The following is a 24,261-nucleotide window of genomic DNA, read 5'->3' on the forward strand; positions in this document are numbered from 1 at the left end:
GTGAGCGGTGAGGCAGACATATTATACACTTTTGAGAGCGATGACTAATAGTGTTATGGGATTTTCTTATTCAACTCTTCGTTGATCTCGTCAGAGAGGGGACTTAGGTCTTCCGGGGTCACATCCTGGACCTGTTTTGTCGCCTCGGTTTTCGCTTTCTCTGACTCTTCTTTAAGAGTTAGCGGGACTTCATTCTGCTGCATGCGCTTAATGTCTTCCGGATGAAGTTCCAGGAGCTTCTGAGGGATGTTGAAGATAGTGATTTTTGTATTGCTCGTGGCGGTCGAAGCGTATCGCTTAAATAATAGCGAGCGCTCATTCAGGCGACGAAGAATGACCCAAGAGACCTGTTTAGACAGGTTATTGAATTCCGGAGCAGTCAAACTATCCATGCGATCAATCCACGGCATGAGATAGGTGAGGTAGCGAGCAAAACGCTGGGCCTCGGATTTTTTGGCGCCATCAAATTGGTTGGCATCAAAAGTTCTGGCGGTGATAAGTCCCATATCCTGGCGGTAACGAAGTTCGGCGAGAATTGAGCGCCAAATCCATTGTGAGAAAGAATTGAGGTATCTTTCTTTGTTTTTAAAATCTTCTTCCAAGCGATCAAGTAGAAGAAGAGTCATGTCAAACTGACGAACTTTCTTAAATTTATATTCCAGAACGTTTTTAATCACTTCTGATTTCATCAAAAGAAAGATGTGCTCTTTTTGTAACTGACCAAGATTTTCATCCAAATCCTTACATATTCCCACCATCTGAATTTTCTCGGCCGGAGTCTTTATACCCATTTTGAGCGAGTTAAAAAGGTGAGTGAATTCCAGCGGCACGCGATCCGACATGGCCGTGAAGTCCTTATCAAAGGCCTGTGCACTTATTGGCAAAATAAGAATGAAAAGCAGGAGTTTAGAGATCAAGCTGTAACTCCTCTTTCGTTGGAACTGCCTTCAAGATGTCCTCGCCCAAATTGAACTTACCTTCGAGCACAAAGAACTCACCACGAAGGGGTATCAGAACTCGTCCGTCCATCTCCAAAAGTTGACCCACGTTTTTAAGTTCAGACCTTACTTCAACATCCTGGGTCTTTAAGTTCAGTCGAACCGCTTCTGTGGTTCGGTGATTGATTTGTTTATCCTGAGTCATGGTTTTCACGAAATAAATGAATTCTGGAAGACAAACCATATTACCCAGGTCTTGTTCCACCGAACTATAAAGCGTGGTGTAGCTCGTGCCTCTCATTTCCCCCGCAAACTTTAGGATCTTACTGCCACGGCTCACACCTTCAAAAGGAAACTCACCAACAGCGAGATAGTTCTCTTGTTGGCACATTTCCAGACGGGTAGCACTCTGTGGGCTGCGGTAAATGATGTTACTTTTCTGAGAAATAAGATCATAAGCAATGAGCGCGCTATAACCATTCTCGTTAATATCGGTGTAGATGACAGTGCTTGAACTTACCATCTCTACTTCTGGTACAAAAAATGGATTCGCTTTCTTAGAGAGACGAATATCGTATTTTTTTTGAGTAACAAGATTTTGGATATGAAGAACTTTTTCAACCGCGTTGAAATAAGAGATCCACTCATCTTTTAAGTGGAGCTTACTATTTCTTCCAAATCCGACATCACGAGTGATGGTGTTACCGAAATCAACTACCATGATGCGATTGTTTTTTAAGAAATTGTATTCGTCATGTGCGTTTGGAATCGATTCAATGGCAAGGCGCTGTTTAAAACGCGAAGACTTCACTAAATAATCATTCGACGAGGCCTCAGCAATAAAATCCAGACTTCTAAAGCTACTGACCATGCCAAGCACGCCTGGCTTCTTTTGAACATAGGCGTATCGCCCATCCATACTGATGAAACGCAAAGTCTCCGGAGAGTGTTTCGTTAAGAAACGTGGAAGTTCCGCTGCCTCTACACTTAGAAAGAGTAAGAATAAACTAATCCAGGCCATACATCGTCCAAAGTTTTAAAGGGTGTAAGCGCTGATAACTCTTAACTCCTGAGTAGATGCTACTCCAGCTAATAAGGCGTGGGGCCTGAAGTGAATCTGCCGCAGTACGGATCACAAACACAGTATTACCTTTTTCGTTCATGATTCCATTAATGATGAATGGCAGAGGTGAACACTGATTTATGGCCTGAATCTTAAAGAACGTAGGAAGGATATCTTCCGCACATCCAATCCCATGAATGATGGCACCCTTGGATTTCTTAAAGTAACTCTGAATAGTCGATAGATTATTCATGATTCTACCTGTCTTCTTAAAGTCACGAGTCAGAAGAGAATTCTGCGAAAATCTTTCGTCTCTTACTGTCAGCGGGAAGTAAGCAAGATTCACACGATTTTTGATCTTGATGTAATCAATCGCTCGGTCATTGAAGAGAATTTTGTGCTTACACTGAGAAATAAAACATTTATCTCTCTCATAAATAATATAACAACCAGATTTGTACTGAAGGAGCAGGGGATTGTAGTCCTGAGAATCCACCATCTCGCAACCCACTGCCGGATCTGCACCACGGGTATTTTGAAGAATCTTTGCCACAACGCTTGTGTAAGACTCTGGCTGATTATTATATTTTCCAAAGAAAGTTTTATAACAAACCTCTCTAGAATTTAATTGATCGTCATAACAGGCCTCTAGCTTCCAGTTTTCTTCATTGTCAAAGTTCTTATTGAAGTTGAAAGTGGTGGCCGCCGAAACTGCTGAACATGGACCGTTTGCGCTTTTCACTGGATCAGGAGAGAAGAAGTTAATCAAACGAGCAACTTGAGTCACGATTAACTGATCACTGTTACCTGGACAGTCTTTATATTCGGCCGAAAGCGAAGAAAAATTCAAAGCAGTCGATAGCTGATCACATTCAGGTTGTGGGCGAAGGCCCGAGTTTCTTCCTGCCGGATAAAGACAGAGATCATTCTCTTTTTTCAAACGAGCAAGACAAACGTTGTATTGAGTCGAAGAAACCGCCGTCGTTGCACCAGTGACAAAGCGGCAAATGTCTTCCGCATAGGTCTTACTTTCATAACCGCCCGCGATCTTGGTCCAAAAAGAAACATTTAAGAACTCATCACAGAAAAGTTCTTCGTCATCCAGATGCTTACAAACATTTTCAATATAGTCCTTTTGAACCAGCGTTTGCTTGTCCTCCAGGATTTTTGCTACTGCTCGACGTTGAGTCAGGTCTTTAGGGTCACCAAGACCCAAGCGAGCTTCTTTGGTGTATTCGTAGATCTGACATAGAAATGGGGTCTTGGGATTATTGACCCAACTAAGATGAATGTTTCTGCATTGTTCACGGCCTGATGGGATTTCAAAGATGGTACTGTTTAGGGCCTCATTCAGGGTCTTAATCTGAAAGAGAGAAATCATCTTTTGAGTGTCAGGGCATTCTTGATTAACAACTTTGTTGAGGAAGTCTTTCTTATTAATGATCGCCGACTGACGAACGTCTTTCTCAACATAGGTCATGAGGACGTTCTTTATTTTCCCTTCCGAGCTTCTTAGGAGGTCCGTTAAGATCGATTCATAAAAGCGGCACTTGTCGGCCGAGGCCAGACGAAGGTAACCCGGATCGGAATGCAGAATAATGGAATTTAAAAAATCCGGCTCAAGCTCAAGGCCTGTTACTGACTTAGAAGTATCGAAAACTCTGCCGTTCTTGATGAGAGCGTCTGAGCGTTTTTGGAACTTATCATTATCGACCTGAATAAGCTTTTCAAAGGTCTGAATGATTCCTGGATATTCGACTTTTTTAGGAGTTTCGAGGGGAGCGTTTTGAGCGAATGAAGAAAGGCACAGTCCAGAGAGGACTGTGCCTAGTAATGTTTTAGAGAGCTGACTTGGCCAAAATCGAGGCGACATCTTCAACTTGGAGATTCTCCGTTGTACTTATGTGTCCCTTAGAGGAGTTGAAGTTAATCATACAATATGAGCACGATGTGGCAAGTTTTGGCGCCTTGGTATCACCAATTTGTTCAAGACGGTTTTCAGCAAGGTGTTTACCTTCTGGAAGCTCGTACCACATGTTACCGCCACCCATTCCGCAACAAAGGGCCTTATCTTTGTTCTTCTCCATCTCAATGAGTTTTACCCCTGGGATTGAAGTCAGAATGTCTCTTGGAGCATTGTATTCGCCATGGTGACGACCAAGATAACAAGGATCGTGGAATGTAAGTTCATCTGCCACGTTCTTAAGGGCCTTAAGCTTGCCAGAACGTAGTAGCTCAGAAAGAAGCTCAGTATGGTGAACAGTCTCAAACTGACCGTCATCAAACTTCGCGTACTCTTTACCAATTGTGTGTAAACAGTGAGGACAGTGAGTCACTACTTTACCAAATTCGTACTGTCTCATGTTGGCAATGTTTTCGATCGCGATTTCGTAGAATGAGTACTCATCACCGAAGCGACGTACAGGATCTCCGTTACACTTCTCAGTTTTGCCCATTACTGCGAATGATACGCCGGCCTTCTTAAGAAGATTAACTGTATCTTTCACAACTTTCTGGTTTGAACCATCGTAAGAACCGGCACAACCAACGTAGTAAAGGTAATCAACTTTTTTACCGGCCTCGATAACTGGAACATCCATGCCCTGGGCCCAGTTGAAACGATCGTCTTGAGAGATACCCCAAGGGTTACCGTTCTTTTTGATTTTGTTAACAGCATCAGCGGCCGCAGGTGGAAGGTCACCAAGAGTAAGAGCTTTATAACGTTTAAGATCCATGATCACTTGTACGTGTTCGATGCTGGCCGGACATTCTTCCATACAAGCACCACAAGTCGTACATGAATCAAGTTCGTTAGAAGCATAAAGCGGATTGTCGCCCCAAAGATCAACGTCCTGACCTGGGTTTGCGTTCATTACGTCACGAACTTTAGTCACGATAAGTTTTGGATCAAGCGGTTTGTCAGCAAGGTTAGCAGGACAAACTTGAGTACAACGACCACACTCAACGCAGGCAAGTGTGTCTAGTTTCTCTTTAAGAGTCATTTCAGAAGTTTTACCTAGACCGAAAGTCTCAGCGTTTTCATTGGCAAAATCCATTGGATTTAGAACCGCACCACGACGGTAGGGAGTCATAAGAGCGTTGAATGGAAGAACCAAAATGTGGAAGAACTTCGAGTGAGTTAAGCTTGCTACAAATGCCATTGTGTTTAGCATGTGAAGCATCCAAAGTGTTTTGTATGTTCCGGCCAGTGCTTCTTGTGAAAGACCTAGTGAACCAACAATCGCCGCGAAAGTATAACCAACTGGTGACCAGAAACGTTCGCCCTCAGGCATGTTTGTTACGAAAATACGGATGGCCTCAAGAAGGTAACCAATCACTACCAGAGCGATCAGCATGCCATACATGAACTTTTCTTGATTCGGACGAGTGGCCGATAAGAATTTTCTCTTCGCCACATAACGGCGGTAGTAAGCAAGACCAACACCTAGAAGAACAAAAAGACCACCAACATCGGCCAGGAAGGAAACAACGATGTAAGTTGTGCCTTTGAAAACCTTGAATGGAGTATCGGCGTGAATCGCCACTAACTCAGTTGCGATGAAGAGGGTAAGAAATCCCCAAAAAATCATTGAGTGGAAAACGTTAACGAATGAGTCGCGAGGTACTTTACCTTGGAAGAAAATCGTTTTGAGGAAGGCCTCAAGGTTCAATCTCTTCGGTAGAAGATCTTTCGGGTTTTTACCACCAGCTGTAACAAACTTGTATTTCTCAACCAGACCTGTGGCGAAGAAATAAGTCGCAACCGCTAGAGAAAGGTACATAACGACCTTCATCCAAAACGGGATCATCCACATGATCTGTCGACTAGCTTCCATACTTTCCATCTGGCCTCCTAAAATTGCGCCGAATCATTTATGCACGAAACATCTTAAGACATTTACGTAAAAATGTTTATAATCAGAGTATTATTTTATGCGCTAGAAGGCTTCATGGGTAGTTCTTTTCTCACATGTCTGAACGTTGGATTAGCATTGTATTCGGGAATTTTATTTCTCAAACTCGTCGTGCAGTTTGGACTACCAAACCATCCGGTGCGTTTCATCGCTTACATGGTAAGTTTATGCGTAACAGTCTATTTCGGAATGAAGTCTGCCACTGATCTTGGATTAATTGCCCCGATACAATACATGAAATGGCGACCATTACCCCTTGTAGCAGGGGGATTGGGCGTGCTACTTCAAGTCATCACTCTCATGGGTCAATTTAGTCATCTTCAGCAGAAAGTAATCTCTCGCATCCCGCTCATTGCTTCTTTGATGGTATTTTCATTCTTTCCCACGAAGGCGGAATGGTTTTTTGGATTGTGCATGTTGGCGAGTGGAGTATTCCTTAGCATTTCAGTTGGAAAAGCTCGTTATCAAAAACGTAATTTTTTTAAGCTCCTCTTTTTCTTAGGTCTATTTGGATTAGGACTTCTGATAAATAATTATTGGACTTATGTGATCGGAGAAGTCTTTCTCTTCTTTGCGATTTTTTATTTTTTTATTTTTCAACAAACTTTTGGTGTCAGTGCCCTGGTCGAAGGCTATCAGCATTCGCGGGAAGGAGATTCAAAATGAAATGGCCTGGTCTTCTGTTGATGATGTTACTTATGGGTTGTGCCCAGGTGACCAGTCTCAATTTAACTAAGCATCAGTTTGGTATTCAGCCAACGAAGATCATTTGGTTTCAGGTAGCAGGTCTCGATGAAGAGCAAATTGCACTTCTTCGTTTCCAGCAATCAGGTGAAAAGCGCACTTCCTTTGAAAAAAATATTTGTATCGGCAAGACCTGGGGTTATAACCTTTATCAATTAAGAAATCCTGCCGAAGCATCTTTCCTTTCACAAATGACTGGTAAGAAGAACATCAAGCACAGTTGTGCTGATGCGGAAATTCGTCCCATTTGGAATTACATCGCCGCCAACGGTTACAACACTGGTATTTTGGAGAGTGGGGCAAGCAAAACTCAAAGCTTAAGTAGCTTTAATCAGTGTGGTGAATCGGGTCTCGTTTTTTTAAGTTCTCTCTACTATTGGAGTCGTTCCGAAGGCCAGTCGGGATCCCCAACTTTCCACTATTCTGAAGAAGTACCCGCAAATCCAAATCAGATCGTTTATGATCGCACTTGTGGATCTAAAAGTTGTGGATCTTCCATCACAGAAGACTTTAAGGCGGTTTATCAGTCTTTCAGAAAAGTATCATCTAAACATATCTTGATCGTTCGCGACTTTAGTTATCTTGCTGCTCTTGAGAACAAAGAATTTCAAAAGGCACGAGAGATTTTGGCGGATCTGGATCGCTCTTATGGAGAGGCCCTGAGATTGTCTGAACAAAATAGCGATTATCTGATTCTCCTCACAACTGGTGAGGCCCGCTATATCGATATGCCTGATCAGGGAAAGAACTGGTACGAATTTGAGAAAGACAGCAAACACATTACAGTCAAAAGAACGAAACTCATGAATACCGTGCTTGCCAGTGGTGCCAGAGCGGAAAACTTCTGCGGGATGTATGAAGAGGCCCAAGTGTTTGAACGTATTTTAAGTGGTCCAAAACAACAAGGGCTTGAGCTTAAGATTATTAATCCGTTTAAATAATTAGTTGTTCTGAATTTCAGCTTTAGCAATGTGATAGCTCTTACGGCAATAGTCACATTTGATTTCTACTGAATCATCATTTTGGAACAACTCATCCAAATCACCAGCGTAGAGTCCACGAAGATTGAGGATCATTCTGTCTTTTGAACAAGGGCAGAAGAAATCAATCTGGCGGCTTCCCATGTAAGTAAATCCATGGTCCTCGAACATCTTAACGATGTTTTCGATATCGTTTGAAGCGGCCTCAAATACATTATGAAAGAATGTTTTGTGCTTTTTGATAAATTCTTTTCTTGAAACGGTTTCATCGATGGTCGAGTTCACATTCAGTGGTGGAAGTTTTGTTACCATGATCGATTGATCGCTCATTTCTCCAACAATCACTTCCGAGTTCGTTTGATAAGACTCGGACAGAATGCGGTTCATGACTTCTTTGGTTTCCGTATCTTTTAACTCGAGAACTGAAGTGTAAGGGGCCTTACTACCGTGGAACATTTTAGTCACTCGAACCTGGCCGCTAATCTTCATCGGGAAGAAATTAAATTCTTCAGGTAATAAAAGCGTACGTGTGTGGCCGGCGCTGTTAGTTTCGATCTTTAATCGGAAGTAAGGATCTTCAGAATCGATATAAAGACCGAGAGATTCTCCTGGCTTTAAAAAAAACACGATTGGGAGAAGACCCAAAAACGTGTCTCTGAAATAAGCAAATCCAGAACCTTGCATCGGATGCATAAGAACCAGATCGTGAATGAGTTTTTGACCCTCTAAAAAGTGAATGTTGAATCCATTTTTGTGATCGAGGAAACTATATAAGCGGCTAACTGCGAGCATTGGAACTCCTTGGACCCATAATTTATAACCCATCATCCCTTTTTTGTTAATCTTTCTGACGAGGAAAGGTAGAATCAGAGCATCTATGATGCAGATCGTTTATTTTTCCCAGAAAGAGCAGTTTCTGACTGAAATGGAAACCCATGAGGGTGAGAAGGTCTTCATCACACCAAGCCCCGCCAAGGCGGATGGTCTGCGAACTCGTCTTACTGCTAATCAACCCTTTGATGTCATTACCATTGCCAAGTTTACTGCGAACTTAGTGCAGGCATTGTGGGGGGCGGACGATCGCCCCGCGATCAAGCGCAAATCTGAGTTACTTCTCATTTTCGGTATTCTTAAAAACAAATATCTGCCTGACTTGGGATATGAGCAATTTACCCAGGCCTACAATCTGTTCTCCGACCTTCGAAGTTTTACCTTGAATGAAGATGCACTGACTTCGGTTTTGGATGAACAGCCCGAAATTATCAAACAGGCCGTGCAATTATTCTGGAAACTTCTGGATGTGACTGGATTTTTGGATGAGCACGGAGCTTATCAAAAAATTGCCGAAGGTCTTCGTTCAGCTGAAGAAGCGGATGAACTAAAAAAGACCTATGTCTTCTGGGGTTTTCAACATCTGAACGGTCAACAAGTAGATCTTTTGAAGGCGCTTGCGATCAGATATCAGGTGATCATCCCTTTTCCTATATCTTTAAAAGATAAAACTAAAAAAAGTGATTGGATTAATTGGCTCAAAGATAACCGAGTCGACGAATTGCAACTTGAAATTGAAGAGTCTTTTCCGGTCGGAAAGTTACTTCCGATAAACTCTCGTGAAATTTCTCTTCATTTGAAAGATATGCTTCGCCCGTATGATCAGATTATTTTGGGCGTTTCTAAGTTATCTGCAGAACATATCGACATCATTCCTTCTCAGGAAGTGAAGTTTAAGGTTCCCCATCAGCTTCTGACTCCGGAGTTGAAGGAGATCGGGCGAGAACTAAAAAATTATAATGGGACCGTCCTAGAATTGAAAAAAATTCTCGAGGACAGAATCAAGACGGCTTCTTCGTTAAAACATTTCAGGGCCATTCAGTTGTACCTTGAGGCCCTAACGTCTATTTCGGATCTGACAGACGAAGAGATCAAGGTTGATCAATTCTTCCTGAAGCTTTTGTCTGAGGTTGTGAATTTAAATCAACCGCGTACTGCTTATGTTCCTGTGTCATCGAAAGAGATGACCATGGATTTAAAAGACATGTCGACCTTGGAAGAAATTGATCGGAAGAGAAGAGTTCTGCTTTGTATCGATGATCGTTTCGAAGATATTCAAGGTCTAGGTCAAAACTATACGGAGAGTATTCAGAAGGCGCTGGCCGCCTTGGGTCCGTTAAAACGTAATGAGCTTGAACTGCTCTTCAAGCAATGGGAATTCCAGGATCTGTTTGGTCATGCCGATGTAACGGTTCTAATGGGCGAGGGCACCCTTAAGCATTCTCTTGTTTGGAAGAGAATGTTCTCGGACATCGAACTTACCAAGATAGTAAAAGAGAAGCCCGCCAACACGCGAGTTCCAAAGGACTACTTTAGCACGCTTGATAAAAAATCATTCAATGGTTCTTTTTCGGCAAGTAAGCTTCAAACCTATGTAGATTGTCCGAGAAAATTTTATTTCAACTACGTTGATAAAGTGTTTCCGAATGTTCTTCTTGAGAAAGACTTTGATCCCATGACTTCGGGTACGATCATCCACGAAATCATTGAAAAATTCTTTAAGGAGAATCTTTCTCTGGAAGATCTTAAGTCTCTGACAGCGAGAATCATGCAGATTTATATCAAGGAAAAGAACCTTGAATTACCGCATGAAGTTTACCTTCAGCGCGAGCTCATCTTTAATCATCGCGCTCTAAATGGAATTCAGTTTATTCGTGATCTTGAGACCAAGTTAGGTGAGAAGATAGAATGGAAAATTGAGGAACCATTTAAATTGGACGAAAAAATGGCGCTAAATGGTCGTATCGACTGTTTAGGCGTAGGAAGTAAATATCTTCTTCTATTGGATTTTAAATCCACGGAATTTTCTGCCTCAAGTAATACCGATGTGGCAAACTACGAAGCACTTCAGCTTTGGGCCTATGCTCATGCTACTGAATCACAAATTCAGAATAAAACAGTGATTATGGGCTATGTGGTTTTGGATGATTCATCCAAATCAAATCTTCTGACTTCAGATGAAGAAGTCGCAAAAGAAATCAAGGCCTCAAAGCTATGTAAAATTCATCGCTTTAAAGAAGAATTTTCGGAAAAATTAAAAGAGGCCCAGGACAAGATGATTGCCCTTTCTCTCGCCATTAAAGCAGAAAAAGAGTTTAAGGCCCTCCCTCGCAAGTCAAGCACGTGTGATTTTTGCGAGCTCAATAAGGTCTGTGTGAAAAGCGAGTTGGCCAATGTCTAGATCTCCTAATGCTGAACAGCTTCTCGCAATTGAACATGAGGGTGGAGTACTTCTACGCGCAGGTGCCGGTTCAGGTAAGACTTTCGTACTGGTTGAACATATTGTTTATCTGACTCGAAAGTGGATGGGCGATTATAAATCTAAACCTACAGTGAGTTTTGAAGAATTTCTTCGTCAGAAGTTCTCTCAAGTAGTCATGATGACCTTCACTAAGAAGGCCGCTGGTGAAATGAGTATTCGTCTCACCGAAAAATTTGAGGAGATTTCTTCTAGTACTGAAACGGATAAAGAGCTGTGGCAGATTGCCAATGAAATCCTTCCGATGCTCCTCGTGACGACCATTGATGGTTTTTGCAAAAAACTCATCACTCTGGGATATTTTCCACACCTTTCTACCGAATCAGACATTATTTTCTCTCCTGAACGAACGGACCAGGTGAGAGAACTAGTTGAAGCTTGGTTTGAGCAACATTCTCAAAACGTTTCAAGTGATCTTCTGGATATCGTTGTTCGTGAGAAGCGCGCCCTCCTTTCGGCCTTTACAAATGTCTTTAGCGATCCGGGACTGCGCCTCGCCTGGAAAAAATTTAAATTAGAAGAAATCCATCCAAAGAATCTCGATAAAATGATCGAGTCTTCATATAAATTAAATGATCTACCTTCAGCTCTTGCCGCCATCCATGCCATGGATTTACCAGAGGAGAAGGAGAGAGGTGCTTTCGAGAAAATCGTGGCGACTTTTCAGTCATCTGGTCTTCCCGAAATCACTTCTGTGGAAAAGTTCAAAATTTACGTGAATCTTTTCGCAGCAGTTTCGAGACTTGATAATCGCAAAAAACTTCCGGGTTCAGAGGCCGCGAAAGACGGACTGGCCGCAGTTCGTGACTGGCTAAAAGTCTGGACCAATGTGATTACTGACTATGAAATGCATTTTGATTCTAAGGTTCTGCCTTGGATGAATCTTTGTCAGGAGCTTTTCAATTACATTGAGGTTCGCCTAGACCCGAATCTTGGAATGACTTTTGGTGATATTGAGTATCTCGTGTCACTGGGACTAGAAAACTCAGAAGACCGCACTCGAATTCAAAAAGCATTTAGCTATTTTATCGTTGATGAATTCCAGGATACGTCTGATATTCAGTTTAGCATTATTCAGAATCTGATTGGTGGAGATTACTCCAAACTCTTTTGCGTAGGTGATGCTAAGCAAGCGATCTACGGATTTCGTGGTGGGGAACTATCAGTGTTCCAAGATTGCGCAAAGCTTGTCCCCCAAGTTCGTACTCTTGCGAACAACTACCGTTCTCTTCCTGAAGTGATCAATTTCAATAATAGTTTATTCAGAACGATTCTCCCGCTTGGTCAAAATTTTGAGGGACATGATCCGTTTACCGTTAATCCGGAAGATCAGAATGTTCCGTCCGAAGTGGTCCCTAAAGAGAAAGGCATCATAGAAATTCAATCTGCTGAGCTTATCCGTGATTTAGAAAAAGAAGATAAATTTAAAAACGAGCACATCAATCGTCTTGAGGCCCTAATGATCGCGGATGCGATCAAGAAGGAACGCGAAACGACTAATAATGTATGTACGGTGCTTTATAGTAAGCTCACACCGAGTGGTGAATTAATTCGTGCCTTGATGGAAAGAAAAATTGGGTTTACCGCTCAATTTAAAATTGATCTTCTTGATGACCCTATTCTGGGGATGTTTGTTTGCCTTTTAAGACGTCAATTTGATTCAAATCCTGAAACTAAGAATAAGTATCCGCTCTTCTTGTTTAAAAGTTACTTCAACGTATTAGGCATCACTGAAAATGTTACAGAGAGAGATCTTGAGGACTTTGATCGAAATGTCACCTATTGGGGCATGATTGAAGCCTTCCGAAAGTTCATTCATAAACTTCATCTGACTAACGAGAATTCAGACATTAACTTGGAAACCATCCAAACAATTTCTGATCTTTATCTCCAGGATCCGGAAAGCATGATGAAGCAGCTTGAGAGCGGGGACAATGATCGCTTAAGTCTTGAACTTCGCTCGGGTGAAAATTCAAGCATGGTTCAGATCATGACCGCCCATGCTTCCAAAGGCCTGGAGTTTGATTCAGTCTACCTGGCCGGTATTTATACTAACGGTCGAGGCATGAACGAGGGATCTCTTTTTGGAGATCTTCCAGGAAGTTTTAATTGGTACCTGGATATTGTTTCTAGAGAAAAGCAAAAGTCTCCTCTCTACGTCTTTGAAAACGAACTCGCTAAATATAAAAATTTCTCGGAGTCTAAACGTCTCTTCTATGTGGCCTGTACTCGTGCCAAGAAAAAATTGGTCTGGGTTGATTTTGAAATGCATGAAGAAGCATTTTCAATCCCAAAAAATAGCTGGATCTTGGGTCTTCGTAATTGGACCCATCAGGGCATGACAAAAGAGGCAGTTACTGAAATTAAGCGAGAAGATTTTAATGCTCAGGACCTCTTAAACTCACAAAGCCTTCCTCAGCTTCCGCTTTTCTTTCATGATCCAGTGGGGATTTTTCCTAAGGGTGAAGGGGACTCGGAGCTACTCATTGCCGCTGAACTTAGTGTGACCAGACTGAACTCGCTCTTAGATTGTCCGCGGAAATTTTATCTTTCAAACATTCTAAAAGTTACTGAACCCGAAGAAACGTCAAAGGTATTTATCGAAGAAGAGGGTGATGAGCTGGCAACTGTTGTTCGTTCTTCATCTGAACGCGGCACTTATATTCATGCCCAAATTGCGGAAGGGATCGTTCGAAACTTTGTAGTACCTCGCCAAAGCTTTGGTACAGACATGCAAGGTCCGATTCAGTGGGCCCTGGATCTCTTGAAAGAAAAGAAGGATGAGTACGAACTTATCCCGGAAAAGCAGATTAAATTCAAATTCTTCAATTTTATGATTTCGGGGATTCCGGATTTAGTGCTAATGCCGAAAGGAAAGCAAAAAGCTCAGATTTGGGATTTCAAAACCGGAAGAATCACTCCGGAGAATTTGGGCCACTACTGGCTTCAACTTTCCACCTATGCTTATGCCTTGTATGAGCTGGGACAAATCGATCATAGCTCAGAAATAGAACTAATTTTATGTTTTGTAGATCAAAAGCAGACACTAACTGAAGTTGTGACCCTGGAAAAGTGTCGAAAAGATCTCTATCCCATCTGGCGCTCACAGAACGAACCATGGAAAGTGAATCTTGATCATTGCAGTCAGTGTTCCTACGGTAGCATTTGCCCTCGTTAATCCAAGAACTTGCGCCTCATTCTGAGCGTGTTAGAATTTGATAAAGACTATCGTTCTAACAAGTGAAGTGAAAATGAAAAACATCGTTTTGATCCTGGTGACACTCATCATGAGTACTGTCGTGTATGCTAATGAAAAATCTCTTTATAACTTTTCATGGCTCGATAACGACAAAGAAATCTATGTTCTCCAGAATAGAAAATTTAGAAAAGTCGGTAACGTTTATGTCGGTGCAACTGCTGCTTACAACCTAAGCCAAGATTTCCTTGATGCCTATGGTGGCACCATTCGTGGGGGATATTTCTTCACTGAGGACTGGGGTGTTGAGCTTATCTACGGTAAGAACACAAATTCTGAAAACGATACAGCGAAAGGTGTAAAAGAGCAGGGGACTGTTCCTTTTTACCGTCAAATCGATTCATTCATGGGTGCGATGTTGATGTGGTCTCCTTTCTACTCGAAGATCAATACTTTCAATCGCATTTTCTACTTCGACTGGATGTTTGGTTTTGGTGTGGGAACAATCACGACTAAAGATAACAGAAACAAATTTGATACTGCAGCGGCAAACACAAATGCTCTAACCGATGAAAGCCAAACTGGTGCTTTATGGAACACTGGCTTCCGCTTTTATATTAATGAGCACTGGAGTCTTCGTTTGGACCTAACAGGTCAAACTTATAAAGCAGATAAGACTAAGAAGGCAGGAACAGGACCAACTTCAACGACGTCTAAGCTTTATAACAATTACGATTTGGGTCTTGGTCTAAACTACGCATTTTAAGAAAGGAGAACACGGATGTTCTCGAAAATATTATTAGCTACAGCAATTCTTATTCCCTCTGCCTGGGCCTCTTATGAATCAGCGGCCAGAAACTATGGCAAGGGAACTATATCTTTAAGTGGTTACCGCCGCACAATTCTTGAATTGGTGGATGGTGGTTACTACTATTCAGTAGTTCCTTGGATGAAAGACTACATCGTGAAAACTGATCGTACTCTAGATTCTGAGATGGAAGGGGCACTGGATAAAATGCTTTACGCTACTGGGGTGAAGCCATTTGAATCTCTGCCTGAAAATATCCTTCGTCGTTCTCGCTCGGGAAATATTCGTTATATCCTGGCCAAGCGTTTGATGAAGCAAGGAAAACATCAGGAAGCACTTAATGAATTAAATGGCATTAGTCCTGATCATTCTGCATTTCCGTTTGTGGCCAATCTTCGTGGTGTTATTTACTCACTGTTAAATGATCATAAAGACGCTGAAACTCAGTTCAAAGATTGCGTAAATGCCTCTGAAAAAAGAATGGGGAAGGCGGAATCAAATACTCAGCGTGATCAACTTGAGATTAACCGTGATTATTGTGTGGCCGGTATTGCACGAGTTCAATACGCCCAGGCCGATTACAAGAAGGCCGAGCTCAGCTACCTGGATATCGCAAAAGACTCATTTGTATGGCCGGAAATTCTCTTTGAAGAGGCATGGAACAGCTATTATCTGAGTAACTACAACCGCACATTGGGAAAACTTGTTTCATATAAAGCTCCTGTTTTTGACTTCATCTTTAAACCTGAGACTGAAGTGCTTAAGGCCCTGACTTATATGAAGATGTGTCTTTATGAAGATGCCAAGAAGACTGCGGACGACTTTTATAATGAACTGTTAAATCCTTCACGCGATCTAAGAACTTTCCTTCTCTCAAAAGGAAAGGACTATCGTTACTACTACACCCTTATGGCCGATCATGAGAGCAATAAACCAGCTCCTCTTCCGATCGTTGACCATATTCTTAAATCAATTCGTAAAGATGCTGCTTATCGTGAAATGAAAAGTTCACTCACTGCTGCGATCGGAGAATACAACCTTCTCCGCAAACATTCAGGCAGTAGCATGCAGGCAAACCTCGTAAAAAACGTAAAGACATTGGCGGATGAGTACAGAACAACTCTGGGCGCTTATGTAAGAGCCGGATTAGTTTCTAAATACTCCGAGCTCTACACTGCTTTCCAAGGGATGAGCTACATCAAACTTGAGGTTCTGGCACAAAGAAAAGAGCGTCTTTATCAATCTGATACAGTTGTTAACAAAAAACGCGGTGATGTGAAGTACATCGAGCGTAATGATAAACAGTACTTCTGGAACTTCAATGGTGAGTTCTGGGCAGATGAATTGGGTGATTACGTATTCGCCTTGAGGTCTGAATGTTAAAGTATCTATTACTATCTGTACTAATTGCGAACTCGGTTTGGGGTGCGAAGCTTACCCTGGATGAGCGCCGTAAAAAGATTCTTTCGATTGTAGATGAGGAGCTTTCAGAAGTATCTCGTCTGGCAAAGCAGCAGGACTTTAAGTCTCCAGATACACTTCTTCGTTTGTCTGAATTAAATCTGGAGAAGGCCCGTCTTTGGAGAGAGGCCGAGAACGAACAGTATTTAAATATTCCGGTCGAAGAAAGAAGAAATCTTAGTAAGAAAGAGTATTTCAATAACTCCAATAAGTATTTTGATGCTGCTAACGATGCTGGTCTAGTTGTCGTGAAGCGATTCCCTAAGTATAAGGGGATTGGAGAAGTTTATTACATCCTGGCGTACAACTATAAAGAACTTGGAAATAACGACCTTGCTCAAAAGTACTTTAAACTCGCCTCAAAGGATGCTCCTAAAGATTCTAAAGTTGGATTGAAATCCAAGCTTGCTCTGGCCGATTATTATTACAATGCAAATAAATTTAAAGAGGCGATTCCTCTCTATGAAGCATCAATTAATAAGATGGATGAGAAGTGGTGGACCAAAGACGCATTCAATCTTGCCTGGTCTTACTATCGTGTAAAAAACTACGATCGCGCTATCAATCTGATGAAAGAAGTTCATAAGAAGAGTGGCGGAAAATACATTGATATGCGCAATATGGTTGAGCGTGATATCGGTATTTTCTACATTGATGCTGGTCGCATGAATGATGCCATTAACTTCTATGAAGGTCTTGGCATTAACTACACTGAACAATTTGTAAAAATCGCCAACTCAATTGTGACCCAAGGCCGTTTTGCTCAAGCTGAAACTCTGCTTAAACAAGCAGCTAAGAATGAGAAAAACCGTGATAAGCGAGTTGAGATTCTAATCGCTCAATTAAATCTCTTTGATAAATTCAATAAGGTCTCAGAACACCTGGAAGTTTGTAAAGAGTTGGTGGCCCTTCACCTGAAGCAACCTCTTAATACGGATGACTTCAATAAATTAGTTTTCCATGTGAATAAGAAGGCGGCCGAGCTTCAGAAAGCAACTGCCTCTGATATTTATAAGAATGTACCGAAGGTTCAGAAGCAGAAGTCTCAAGAGGCGATTGCATACTTTGAACTGTCGGCACAGCTTTCTCCCGGTCAGAAAGCGGAGAAGATTTTCTTCCAAGGTGAGACTGCTTATGCCGCAAGAAATTACAGCAAGGCCATTGGTCTTTATATCACTTCCTTTGATGCTGCTCGTGCCAATAATGACAAGAAGATCATGAACCAAAGTTTGGAAGGTATGCTTTCCTCTCTTGGGCAAAAGAATCTAAGTCCAAAAGTTGCGGAAAAAAATTATGTGCCGGTTTATACCCGTTATTTAAGTTTTGATTCCAAAAGCGAACGCGCAAATTCAATTTACGTGAAACTTTTCAATGCCCAGTTCGATGGCAAAGATCTGGCCGGGGCCGAGAAAACCATGGCGGATTTCGCGAAGAACTTTCCGAAAGATTATAAGACTCAGGAAGGGATGCTTGCGAAGGTCATGGAAGAACACCGAAAGAATAAAAACTACTCAGCAGTTAAAGGCTACGTAGGAAGAATTAATGACGGTGAATTCAAAATTTCTAAGAAGTATGCAGATGCCCTTAGAAGTTTAATGACAAAGATTCAAATTGAAGGTGTCCAGCAATCTCTTGAAAAAGGGGACAAAGCCGTGGCGCTCAAAGGTTATCACCAGATTTATGAATCAGATGAGAGTACACCGAAGGCGAAGGTCAATGCGGCCTACAACCTTTCGGCCCTTTATTATGAAATGGGGAACTCTAATCAAAGTTACGAATGGTCCGTTATTGCAATTAGAGATATGGACGTAGCAGATGTAAATAAATTTGCTGATTCATTCCTAAGTATCGCTTCTGGCCTGTTTCTTCGTCAGGAATTTAATCGTTCGGCCGATCTTTCATTCAGAATGGTGGCAAAACTTTGTAAGGAGAATTCTTCAAACAAGGTTGTTGCTTATAAAAATGCTGCCTTTATTGCCCTGGCCAATAATGACATCAATAAGGCCCTTGAAGTTCGTGACTTTGGAAAGCAGTGTTCAATTTCTGATGCCGCGATTGCCGAAGTCTCATTTGAAATTCTAAAAGATCTGGCGAAGGCACGTCGCTGGGAGGCCTATGAGAAGTTGATCGCGGAGCTAGAGACAAATTCTAAAAACTTCCCTCAACTAATTAAGCCCCTTGAAGATCTTCGTAGAGAATATTTGGGTATTGGAAATAATGAAGAGGCGAGACAAGCTGCCGAAAAGCAAAACCGTTTCTACCAGTTGGCCAAGTCTCAAAAGCTGGACATCCCGGTTGAGGCCCTGGACCTTATGGCCGAGAAAATGCTCGCAAGTGTTCAGGATAAAAAACAACGACTTGATCAGATTCAACTTCGTTTTCCAGAAGCTGAATTTAATAGCGCCGTTAAATCTAAGCTTCAGCTCCTTGATCAGATGACTTCTGATGTTAATAACATCCAAAAAATCGGATCAGGTAAGGGAATCGTCGAGGCCTATAAATACGTCATTGATGCCTATGAATCTTTTGGTACTGAGCTTAAAAACTTCACTCCGGAAGGCAAGGCCCCAGAGTATGTAGCAAGTTTTAAGAAGGCCATGGCCGAAGTTCACGGTCCAATTCTTGCCAATGCCAGAAAGCAGCGTTCTGAAGTGAAGAAACTTATCTCTGATAATAAAATCCTGAGCTTCTCAAACTACGCTGTTCTTTATTCTGAACTTGAAAGTAACAAGCGCTTTCTTACTGAGAAAGAAGCAGTCCTCATGGAAAGAGGAGGTCGCCAATGAAATTAATTCTTCTGCCACTTTTACTTATTGCGGCCTGTTCGACTACGAAAGAAAAAGCACCGACGAGTGCTCCGGCCAACGTAAGTAATGAGGCCTTTAAAAAAGAGAAACCACTCTCGAATTCGGAAATCTCGGATTATTACCAAGGCAACGCAAAGTCCCTTAATCCGGCCCTATTAGATGAGACTTTGGATCGCATGACTCCGGAAGAGCTTGCAAAGCTAAATGTTGCAGCAGATCCATTAATGGATATTTCTGTTCGTTGTGGTCAGCGAGATTTCGAAGGAGCTTTTGCCATTGCTGGTAAGAACTTCAATAAGTATCAAAAAGTGGCGCAGTATTGGAACCTTGTGGCCAACTGTCACTTGAATCAGGGCTCACATCGTAAAGCACTTCTTTTTTATAACAAAGCTCTGGAAGTAACTCCAAACTACGTTCCGGCCCTAAATAACATCGGCGTTCTTTACTCTCGTCAGGGTCTGGATCAAAAGGCGTTGGTTGCCTTTGAACGCGCCAATAAGCAGTCAAAATTTTCAAAGACTCCAAGATACAACTTGGCGAAGCTTTATCTTACTTATGGTCTAGCAGAGCAAGCGCAGCCTCTTTTTTTAAGTCTTTTGAATGGATCGCCAAAAGACGTGGATATTCTGAACGCAGTTGGATCAACTTACTTTTTAATGTCTGATTACAACCGCGCTCTCAGTTACTATCAGCAGATTCCGCGTTCTGAATGGGACCGCGCTGAAATTGGATTGAACGTTGCTTACACTTATAAAAAAGTCGGTAAAGCGGCCGAGGCCCAGAAAATATTTTCTGGCATTAAGGATCCTTCGAGCGCCAATCTTCGCCGCTACTATTCGGCGATTGAATCACAATTAGGAGAATAGGATGAAAATCATAGCAGCAACTTTATTTTTCATTCTTTCAGGAACGGTTTTGGCCCAAAATAAACCAAACGTTCGTTATGAATATAAAAAATTCGAAAAGTTTGATTTCGAAGAAATTGGAGTAGAAGGAGAGGCCGGCGCGCCTGGTGATATCTCTATTTCTCCAAGACTAAGAAAAGAATTTAAGAACAAGCTTCCTGAAAGAGCAAATTTTAACAAAGAAATGAAAAAAGCCGTAGAAGGCATTCGCTAGGGGACATTTGTGCAAGTAGAGAAAAATAAACAGCCAAAGATGTTCGAAGTACGCGCCACCAACCCAGCTCATAAAACGAAAGGGGGAGTGTTCGGAAAAGGACGTTTCCTCTTAGGAAGAAGTGAAAGCTGTGACCTCATTGTAAACAGCGAGGCAGTTTCCGCGGTCCATGCTGTGCTTGAAGTGTTTGAAGACAAGGCCATCATTTATGATATGAATTCCACGAACGGAACCTATGTGAATGATGCGAAAGTCATCGTTAAAGAATTCAGGATTGGTGATACCTTCCGCCTGGCCGACATTGAATTCACTTATCAAAACTATGTAGTTTCAGAGGCGCTTCCTCCCGTGCTTGATACACTGGAACCAGCACTTGGTGAGGCATCGGTTAAACTTCCGCCTGAGCTACCTTCTACTCCGAAGGCCCTGCCGAAAGCGGCACCTGCAGTTTCATCACATATGCCTTCAATCGTTTATCCACTTGCCGCTGATCCAAAAGCGGAATTCAGTGAATATATTTTTGAAGATAAGGACGATCTTTATCCTATCTTCAAATACGAGGCCTCAAAACAAGCAGTCGAAGTCATCATCCTTCATAATGACCAGGTGTTCAGTGTTGATTACTTCCCAGAAGGTCGTAATACTTATTTCATCACTGGCGTCCTGTCTAAAAAAGACGAGATCGAATTTCCTTATCTTAATAAAAATGAAAAGTTTCCTTTCGTCGATGTTAGAGGCGGAAGTGCTACTGTTCATACACTACCTGGTTTTGGAGTTTTTCTACTTAGTGACAAAAAGAAAGACACTGGTCACGTAGGTGCGAGCATTGAACTTTCTGGTCAGGACCTGGTTCGCTTACAAAAAGATCACCTTCAAATTTTTGTGAGAAATGTGGCCGCTCCTCCTAAGATTGCACATGCTCCAATTCTTAAACGTGATCCAGAATTCAGAAAATATCTGGCTCTGTTTATGCTTCTGGCCGGTCTTTTCATCGTGTCTTTGAACGTGATTGAAGTTCCGGAAGATGATAAGAAAGATGAATTGGCGCCTGAAAGACTTGCGACCATCCTTTACAAGCAACCTCTAACGGTTTCTAAGAACGTTGCAGTTGAAAAAACCGAAACTGCTCCTAAGCAGGTGCAAAAGGCCCCTGATAAGGTCGCCGTTGAAAAGACAGCAACGACCGAGAAAAAACCTGATGTTAAGAAGCCGGATGTTGTAACTACTAAAGAGCAAAACAAAAAGCCTGATCCGGGCAAAAAAACCGCGACTGAAAAGAAAGTAGTAAAGCAGGGGACGACTCCGGTAACTAAGCCTTCAAATAAGAAGTTTGATACACCGGTTGCGAAATCAACCACGACTACTTCAAGTGCAAAAGCACCGACTGCTTATTCACAACTTGAAGTAAAAACTGCGGGCCACGTTGAAGTTTATAAATCAGCAGATTTCTCAAGTTCAGTTAGTACATTGGTGGCAAAGGGTGGATCGCTATCTGGAGTTAAAACAGTGGGCGCTTCAGGCTCAGGTTCTAATGCTGGACAAATCGGTGCAGCATCTGGAGTTGTTGGAGGAAGTGGTAGTGTTAAAACTTCCAGCATGACTACCAATCAAGGAAGTCTCGTTGGTGCTACAACAGGCGTTCTGGGTGAATCAAAAGGTGCTGAAGGTCTTTCTGCTAAACGTGAAATTTACACTGCAGGAATTCCTGGTGAAACTGTTGTTCTAGGTTCAATGGACCCGGACGTTATCAGAAGAATTCTGATCGAACACCTTCCGCAATTTCGTTATTGTTATCAGCAAGAGATTGAAAGAAGAGGTTCAGAGGTCTTTGGTGTTGTAAAACTTAACTTTGTCATCGGAGCTTCCGGCCACGTTTCAAAGGCCGGTACTGATGGAAGTTCAGGGTTACCAGCAGATGTTAGTAAGTGTGTTGTGAATGTCCTTCGAGGAATCACCTTCCCGGAACCAATGGGCGGCGGTACGGTAGAGGTAAAACAGCCAATGAACTTCCAGACCAAGAAGATGTAATAAATGACAAAGGACCCGTAAGGGTCCTTTTTTTATGCCAAAAAAAAGGGACCATCGCTGGTCCCTTTTTCATTTGTTCAGTTGGAATAGAGAGTTAATTACCTTGAGTTAAAACCACAAATTTAAACTCTTTAAAACCGGCAGCAGCACAGGTGTACATAACTCGTTTCAGGTAAGAGTATTTAAGTGACTTATCAACGACCAGGTTGGCAATCCCTGAGAACTTCTTGGCCTGTGGCGAGAGTTTCTCAGATTGCTTAATCGTTTCTTTGATTTTGACTAACTCATTATACAGAGGAACAATTCTTCGTCCGCCTTCATCAAATAACTGATCGTCTGGAATTTCTGTGTTCACTACTTCTGTATCGTCCACCCAAATCTGAGTTTTTGATACCTGCACATTCACACCGAAGTTATTTAAGGTCTCAGATGAAGAACGAGGGAGTTCAATTTCTTTCGGAACGTTAATGACCACTCCCGAAGAGTTATAACTTTGAAGAAGGAAAACCAGAAGGATGGTAAGAATATCGAGAAGGGAAGTGATATCGATATCAAATACCGTCGCTTTCTTTCTTCCTCTGCCAAATCGTGAAGCTCTACGTGCCATACTTCCTCTTAAGTCGTTAGATTACTGAAGATGATACGGTCGAAAAGATTTTTGATCTTCTCGTCCACGCCTTCTTTATTTGGTTTAAAGATGGCCTCATCGGTTTTGTTTAGCATTCTGACCGCATCCATGATTTTGACGATCTCTTCGTAAGGAAGTTCATCTGTCGGCTCAAAGATGATTGAATCTTCATCCACGTGTTGTTTTTTCAAGTCAATTAACGTTGTGTGAATATCATCATAATTGAACTGACCATCTGCCTGACGAGTGAACTTCTTCATTTCCTTAGAAGGAATTCCGGTAGAGAGAGTAATGTCATTAGCAGTAACTTTCATCGTCAATGCTAGTGGCTCTTTGTCTTCTTTCTTGGGCTGTTCTTGATCAGAAACAATTGGAATCGGAGATCCGATTTCATAAATCTTTAAAAAGCTCGCCGACATCAAAAGAAAGAAAATGAAGATGAAGACCGAGTCCATAATAGGAACCAGGTTCAGCTTCTCATCCGGCTTTTTACGTTTACGGCTGGTAGGTACTCTTAGCATACGCTAATCCTTAATCGTCGATGGCTTTTTTAGTTCCAAGAAGATCTTGAAGCTTAACTGCGAACTCATCGATCTCGTTAACGATCTTTTCCGACTTTGAAGTAAGGAAAGCGTGAATCATCATGATTGTGATTGCTGCTAGAAGACCAAGAGCAGTTGTGTTCATCGCAACTGCAATACCTTTTGCAAGAACTTCAGCTTTCTGTGTTGGATCCGCTGCAGATACCGCCGAGAATGACTGAATCAGACCCTGAATCGTACCTAATAGACCGAATAGAGTAGAAAGGTTGGCAGCAAGCTGAAGGTAAGAGAGACGTTGCTCAATTTTTGGAATCACTTCAAGCGCAGTTGCATCGATTGCGTTCTGAACTTGTTCAGTTCCCTGATTGGCACGCTTAAGACCACTCTTCAAAACTCTTGGTAGAGCAGCTTGTGAGCCTGAACAAACACGGATTGCTCCTTGAATGTCATTCGAAAGAATGTAACGTTGAAGTTCATTCATGAATGAAGGTCCGTCTACGTCGTAGGTGTAAGAGAGTTTTTTAAATCGTTCGAGTGCTACTGCCAGAGCGAATGCCCACACTGCAAGGATCACATACATGAAAACGCCACCCTCTGTGATAAAACGAATGGCCCATTGGATAATTTCCATAACAACTTCCCCTTCCATGGAAAAATAAAGGTTTATAATTCATTATAAACGCAAATCTAAATGCTCAAAGAAATTTAAATATGGGAAAAAAT

Annotated in this window: 18 protein-coding genes; 10 read left to right on the top strand and 8 right to left on the bottom strand. The window is 42.0% G+C overall.

The genetic code is table 11. The features are described 5' to 3' along the window. Positions 1–53: 53 nt before the first annotated feature. Genes SOO65_RS03130 through SOO65_RS03145 form a run of 4 tightly spaced genes read right to left on the bottom strand, consistent with a single transcriptional unit; the run spans position 54 to position 5,846 of the window. Positions 54–917 carry a hypothetical protein gene (locus SOO65_RS03130; RefSeq protein WP_321396774.1) on the bottom strand — a complete coding sequence of 288 codons (864 nt, stop codon included), beginning with the start codon at positions 915–917 and terminating at the stop codon, positions 54–56. Continuing rightward, a complete protein-coding gene (locus tag SOO65_RS03135) occupies positions 907–1,959 on the bottom strand; it encodes a hypothetical protein (RefSeq protein ID WP_321396777.1) in 1,053 nt (350 codons plus the stop codon). The genes SOO65_RS03130 and SOO65_RS03135 overlap by 11 nt, the downstream gene beginning before the upstream one ends. Beyond that, the gene (locus tag SOO65_RS03140) at positions 1,946–3,874 is read right to left on the bottom strand and encodes a hypothetical protein (RefSeq protein WP_321396780.1); all 1,929 of its coding nucleotides are present in this window, start codon (positions 3,872–3,874) and stop codon (positions 1,946–1,948) included. The genes SOO65_RS03135 and SOO65_RS03140 overlap by 14 nt, the downstream gene beginning before the upstream one ends. Beyond that, positions 3,840–5,846, bottom strand: a complete 2,007-nt coding sequence (locus SOO65_RS03145; protein WP_321396783.1) for a (Fe-S)-binding protein — start codon at positions 5,844–5,846, stop codon at positions 3,840–3,842. Before SOO65_RS03145 ends, SOO65_RS03140 begins: the two co-directional genes overlap by 35 nt. Positions 5,847–5,951: 105 nt before the next feature. Between SOO65_RS03145 and SOO65_RS03150 the strand changes: the two genes are divergently transcribed. Together SOO65_RS03150 and SOO65_RS03155 are read left to right on the top strand one after the other, a co-directional pair. Beyond that, positions 5,952–6,581 carry a hypothetical protein gene (locus tag SOO65_RS03150; protein ID WP_321396786.1) on the top strand — a complete coding sequence of 210 codons (630 nt, stop codon included), beginning with the start codon at positions 5,952–5,954 and terminating at the stop codon, positions 6,579–6,581. Next, entirely contained in the window at positions 6,578–7,600 is a 1,023-nt protein-coding gene (locus SOO65_RS03155; RefSeq protein ID WP_321396789.1) for a hypothetical protein, read from the top strand. The genes SOO65_RS03150 and SOO65_RS03155 overlap by 4 nt, the downstream gene beginning before the upstream one ends. On the opposite strand, the gene SOO65_RS03160 is transcribed toward SOO65_RS03155, so the two are convergent. Then, positions 7,601–8,431 carry an Hsp33 family molecular chaperone HslO gene (locus SOO65_RS03160; RefSeq protein ID WP_321396792.1) on the bottom strand — a complete coding sequence of 277 codons (831 nt, stop codon included), beginning with the start codon at positions 8,429–8,431 and terminating at the stop codon, positions 7,601–7,603. 85 nt (positions 8,432–8,516) lie between these two features. Here SOO65_RS03160 and SOO65_RS03165 point away from each other — a divergent pair, with 85 nt between their 5' ends. The 8 genes from SOO65_RS03165 to SOO65_RS03200 all read left to right on the top strand — a co-directional run bounded on the left by SOO65_RS03165 (position 8,517) and on the right by SOO65_RS03200 (position 22,368). Continuing rightward, the gene (locus SOO65_RS03165; RefSeq protein WP_321396795.1) at positions 8,517–10,871 is read left to right on the top strand and encodes a PD-(D/E)XK nuclease family protein; all 2,355 of its coding nucleotides are present in this window, start codon (positions 8,517–8,519) and stop codon (positions 10,869–10,871) included. Continuing rightward, positions 10,864–14,127 (top strand): UvrD-helicase domain-containing protein, encoded by a 3,264-nt coding sequence (locus tag SOO65_RS03170; protein ID WP_321396798.1) that lies wholly within the window; start codon positions 10,864–10,866, stop codon positions 14,125–14,127. Before SOO65_RS03165 ends, SOO65_RS03170 begins: the two co-directional genes overlap by 8 nt. 73 nt (positions 14,128–14,200) lie before the next feature. Then, positions 14,201–14,911, top strand: coding sequence for an outer membrane beta-barrel domain-containing protein (locus SOO65_RS03175; protein ID WP_321396801.1), 711 nt, complete (start codon positions 14,201–14,203; stop codon positions 14,909–14,911). A gap of 15 nt (positions 14,912–14,926) precedes the next feature. Next, positions 14,927–16,336, top strand: a complete 1,410-nt coding sequence (locus tag SOO65_RS03180; RefSeq protein WP_321396804.1) for a hypothetical protein — start codon at positions 14,927–14,929, stop codon at positions 16,334–16,336. Continuing rightward, a complete protein-coding gene (locus SOO65_RS03185; RefSeq protein ID WP_321396807.1) occupies positions 16,330–19,200 on the top strand; it encodes a tetratricopeptide repeat protein in 2,871 nt (956 codons plus the stop codon). The genes SOO65_RS03180 and SOO65_RS03185 overlap by 7 nt, the downstream gene beginning before the upstream one ends. Next, complete coding sequence (locus SOO65_RS03190) at positions 19,197–20,087, top strand: tetratricopeptide repeat protein (RefSeq protein WP_321396810.1); 891 nt, start codon at positions 19,197–19,199, stop codon at positions 20,085–20,087. The genes SOO65_RS03185 and SOO65_RS03190 overlap by 4 nt, the downstream gene beginning before the upstream one ends. Before the next feature lies 1 nt (position 20,088). Then, positions 20,089–20,340 (top strand): hypothetical protein, encoded by a 252-nt coding sequence (locus tag SOO65_RS03195; protein ID WP_321396812.1) that lies wholly within the window; start codon positions 20,089–20,091, stop codon positions 20,338–20,340. A 9-nt stretch (positions 20,341–20,349) separates the two neighbouring features. Then, a complete protein-coding gene (locus SOO65_RS03200) occupies positions 20,350–22,368 on the top strand; it encodes an AgmX/PglI C-terminal domain-containing protein (protein WP_321396815.1) in 2,019 nt (672 codons plus the stop codon). A 94-nt stretch (positions 22,369–22,462) separates the two neighbouring features. Here SOO65_RS03200 and SOO65_RS03205 read toward each other — a convergent pair whose 3' ends face one another. The 3 genes from SOO65_RS03205 to SOO65_RS03215 are packed head-to-tail and all read right to left on the bottom strand — an operon-like array spanning position 22,463 to position 24,169. Continuing rightward, complete coding sequence (locus SOO65_RS03205) at positions 22,463–22,975, bottom strand: ExbD/TolR family protein (protein WP_321396818.1); 513 nt, start codon at positions 22,973–22,975, stop codon at positions 22,463–22,465. A gap of 8 nt (positions 22,976–22,983) precedes the next feature. After that, a complete protein-coding gene (locus SOO65_RS03210; protein WP_321396821.1) occupies positions 22,984–23,517 on the bottom strand; it encodes an ExbD/TolR family protein in 534 nt (177 codons plus the stop codon). Between the two features lie 10 nt (positions 23,518–23,527). Beyond that, on the bottom strand, positions 23,528–24,169 hold the full coding sequence (locus tag SOO65_RS03215; RefSeq protein WP_321396824.1) for a MotA/TolQ/ExbB proton channel family protein: 642 nt from the start codon (positions 24,167–24,169) through the stop codon (positions 23,528–23,530). Positions 24,170–24,261: the final 92 nt, after the last annotated feature.

Source organism: Peredibacter starrii (assembly GCF_034259205.1).
Classification (GTDB): Bacteria; Bdellovibrionota; Bacteriovoracia; order Bacteriovoracales; family Bacteriovoracaceae; genus Peredibacter; species Peredibacter starrii.

Bases quoted from the DNA above. Each gene is read 5' to 3' on its own strand.
- SOO65_RS03155 (WP_321396789.1), top strand. From the start codon at position 6,578: ATGAAATGGCCTGGTCTTCTGTTGATGATGTTACTTATGGGTTGTGCC.
- SOO65_RS03160 (WP_321396792.1), bottom strand. From the start codon at position 8,431: ATGCTCGCAGTTAGCCGCTTATATAGTTTCCTCGATCACAAAAATGGA.
- SOO65_RS03210 (WP_321396821.1), bottom strand. From the start codon at position 23,517: ATGCTAAGAGTACCTACCAGCCGTAAACGTAAAAAGCCGGATGAGAAG.
- SOO65_RS03215 (WP_321396824.1), bottom strand. From the start codon at position 24,169: ATGGAAATTATCCAATGGGCCATTCGTTTTATCACAGAGGGTGGCGTT.
- SOO65_RS03190 (WP_321396810.1), top strand. From the start codon at position 19,197: ATGAAATTAATTCTTCTGCCACTTTTACTTATTGCGGCCTGTTCGACT.
- SOO65_RS03180 (WP_321396804.1), top strand. From the start codon at position 14,927: ATGTTCTCGAAAATATTATTAGCTACAGCAATTCTTATTCCCTCTGCC.
- SOO65_RS03135 (WP_321396777.1), bottom strand. From the start codon at position 1,959: ATGGCCTGGATTAGTTTATTCTTACTCTTTCTAAGTGTAGAGGCAGCG.
- SOO65_RS03195 (WP_321396812.1), top strand. From the start codon at position 20,089: ATGAAAATCATAGCAGCAACTTTATTTTTCATTCTTTCAGGAACGGTT.
- SOO65_RS03165 (WP_321396795.1), top strand. From the start codon at position 8,517: ATGATGCAGATCGTTTATTTTTCCCAGAAAGAGCAGTTTCTGACTGAA.
- SOO65_RS03145 (WP_321396783.1), bottom strand. From the start codon at position 5,846: ATGGAAAGTATGGAAGCTAGTCGACAGATCATGTGGATGATCCCGTTT.
- SOO65_RS03205 (WP_321396818.1), bottom strand. From the start codon at position 22,975: ATGGCACGTAGAGCTTCACGATTTGGCAGAGGAAGAAAGAAAGCGACG.
- SOO65_RS03140 (WP_321396780.1), bottom strand. From the start codon at position 3,874: ATGTCGCCTCGATTTTGGCCAAGTCAGCTCTCTAAAACATTACTAGGC.
- SOO65_RS03185 (WP_321396807.1), top strand. From the start codon at position 16,330: ATGTTAAAGTATCTATTACTATCTGTACTAATTGCGAACTCGGTTTGG.
- SOO65_RS03150 (WP_321396786.1), top strand. From the start codon at position 5,952: ATGGGTAGTTCTTTTCTCACATGTCTGAACGTTGGATTAGCATTGTAT.
- SOO65_RS03170 (WP_321396798.1), top strand. From the start codon at position 10,864: ATGTCTAGATCTCCTAATGCTGAACAGCTTCTCGCAATTGAACATGAG.
- SOO65_RS03175 (WP_321396801.1), top strand. From the start codon at position 14,201: ATGAAAAACATCGTTTTGATCCTGGTGACACTCATCATGAGTACTGTC.